Source organism: Nostoc sp. UCD121 (assembly GCF_014222285.1).
Taxonomy (GTDB): domain Bacteria; phylum Cyanobacteriota; class Cyanobacteriia; order Cyanobacteriales; family Nostocaceae; genus Nostoc.
The window spans coordinates 1-2,893 of record NZ_JACKZS010000400.1 but is presented as its reverse complement, the minus strand read 5'-3'; the positions used below and the strand labels follow the sequence as shown (position 1 = coordinate 2,893).

The window sequence follows — 2,893 nt, the reverse complement described above, 5'->3', positions numbered from 1 at the left end:
AAAAAAACACTGTGCTTTAATTTACACTACTGCCAGTCATAAACCAGACTGGCATAAATTCCGGTTGGTTTTCCTTCTCCCCGAATATGTCCAAGGCGCTGATACTGTAGAAGCTTGTACACGCTTTCTCATGCAGCAGTTACCCCATGACCCAGCTTGTAAAGACGCAAGCCGTGTATTTTACGGCAGCACAGAGGCAGAATTCCCGCTTGTCAACCCTGAAGCCACTTTACCAGCAGAATGGATAAGTGAGGCGATCGCGATCGCACAAATTGAGCGTATTGAGTATCAGCTAAGAATTCAAGAAATTGAGTCACGGCGTAAAGAGTGGCGTGAGATTTCCCTTACTGAAGGCTGGGACATTGACCAGCTTATCCAAAACGCGCTTTCATTCATCCCACCGCGCACCCCAGGAAGCGGCAACTATGACGAATGCCGTCAGGTGTTGATGGCGCTGGTTAACCATTATGGGGCATCTGAGGCGGAAATTATAGCAGAACAGTGGTCGCCCAGCATCAAAGGCTCAACTTGGAACATCCACGCTAAGATTCGCAGTTTTAGACGTGGAGGAATCTCAATAGGTACACTGTTTCACATTGCCAAACAGTATGGCTTTCGCTTCCCGCAACGGCAGTATGAACCATACCAGGCCAAAGGAGTAATTAGCCGTGAACAGTGGGAGCTTGGGCGAGTCAGAGAGGACTTGAGCAGCTTCCAAAATTTATTAAAGCAAGCCATCGCTCCATTTAGTTCGATATTTAAAGGATTTAAAGCCCCACCAACACCCAAGCCCTTACCCGAAATTGACACGCCTTCACCCAATCTAATTATTTACAAGCCCGGCAATATCCCGTACATAACTGAAGTTACAGGCAATATCTCTATCTCCTGCCAGCCAGAAGAACATATTGCTGCTTGGGTGGAAGCTGTTTCTAAGGGCTGGACGCAAATCTTAGATAATTCCCACCCTGGACTGGGCAAGTCTTACAACGCGGGGCAATTGACGGCGGCCCTATTCGGCGTTGATAAACTAATTTACCAGGATGCCAACCATAGAAACCCGTCCACACTGCCCATTGAGACGAATTTCGTTGATCTGCCAGTGCGACACAACGGCTTTAAACTTGACCCCACCCGCAAAACTCCTACAGGTGAGGATTTTAAACTGTGGACTAAAGCGGGTGAGACTGCCGACACTGATGGTAATTGTCACAGAACTTACTTATTTAATGCCTTCCGCAGCAAGAATTTTAGCAGCCTTGATTTTGAAGAGAGCGGCATCAGCCCCATCTGTGGCGGTTGTTCCCTTAAAAATCAGTGCCGTTTCGCTAGTGGTGACGGTTTTGGCTTCCGCTTTCAAAAACGTACAGCAATTCAAAATTATTCCGAACTCAGAGCGCACCCAGACTCTACACCAGTCACCTTAACTAATGCTGCTGACCAAACTTTCACCGTTGGGCGGTTATGGGAAGAAGCAGGCACACTCATCAAGCCCGTGCGTAATGTTGATGTGAACCGAGGCGATTTTGAAACCACTGTGGGCAAACTGCTACTGTTAGAACCAAATCTTCTATCACAGCTGCAACCTGCACTAAAAGTTTTACACCAACTGTTAACTCAGCAACTTAAGCCCACTAACCGCTACGGGTTTGATGATGCCAGCATCCGAGCGCTGCTGCCCCCTTTCCCCACAGGCTTAGATATCGAAGCGATTCAGCAAACTGTAGAACCTGATTTAACTTTTTTAGAAGACTTGGACTCAATTGATATTACCCAAGATAGACAACTCAAAAAAAGCTCTGCCGCTCGTTATGCTGCCAAAAAGGTAGTTAAAGACAGCGCACGAACAGCCGGGAGGGAGTTTCTTGACTTGCCTAATTACTGGTTGCCTGACTTTCTTGAAGCTTGGAAAGGTGACGGTAGTTTTCAGTCAGGGTGGGGTGTACTCAGCATTTACCGCCGAAACCCCAAGCATACTGAATTGGCCCACTCTGCAAAATTTAATATTTACCTTGATGCCACTTTCAAATCCCAGGATTTGAAATTGAAACTGGGCATCAATGATCCTGTGTTAATCATCGAGCAACAACGCCCAGACTACGACAATTTAAAAGTGGTCAACGTCACTGGGCTGGGTAAACTGCCTAAAAATCGCTCCCTTCCACTAAGCGCTCGTGTTAATGCCCTCAAAGAAACCTTGAAAAAACTCTGCCCCAACCTTGGCATTATCGATTGGAAACAAATTGCAACCCAAACCGAGGGCCGCACAGAATACGGTCACTTTGTCGATGGGCGTGGTGTTAATAGGTTTAGTGAATGTGATGCGATCGCTTCTTTTGGCATTCCCTACCAAAACATCGGTGTTTTAGCCGCACAATATCAGGTGATGACTGGTGAAAGGGTCAACCTGGAAGATAAAAACAGCGCTTTCCAAAAGTATCTCACAGACCTGATCCGTGCAGAAATCATCCAAGAGATTGGGCGATTACGCGCTCATCGTCGCCCCAATGTGGAGCTAACATTCTACTTCTGCGCTGACTATGACCTCAGTTTTCTCCTCACGGAACTGCCAGGAGTGAAATTAGAGGTTGTTGATGCAAGCGATTTCTGCATTGAAGCTGGTAGCCGAGATCAGCAAACAGGTCACGCCATCGTCAAAGCCTTCACCCAGCTTTGGCAGTCGCAGCAGAAAATTGGACAAAAGGCGATCGCCAAAATCATAGACACTACCCAAGGATGGGTGAGCCGATTTACCCAACGCTGGGGGGGCTGGCAGCACTTTAAAAAATTATTACTCTTGCTATTAGATAGTCTTAATAGCGGTAGTAATAAAAATTTGGCTGACTTAGACGACGATGAAAAGTGGTTAGCGCGTACATACTTCCCGATGCTG

Annotated in this window: 1 protein-coding gene; it reads left to right on the top strand. The window is 46.9% G+C overall.

Annotation, left to right across the window (positions count from 1 at the left end):
* Positions 1–2,893 (top strand): PriCT-2 domain-containing protein (locus tag GNF10_RS36165; RefSeq protein WP_185607454.1); only part of this gene is annotated, 2,893 nt, incomplete at both ends.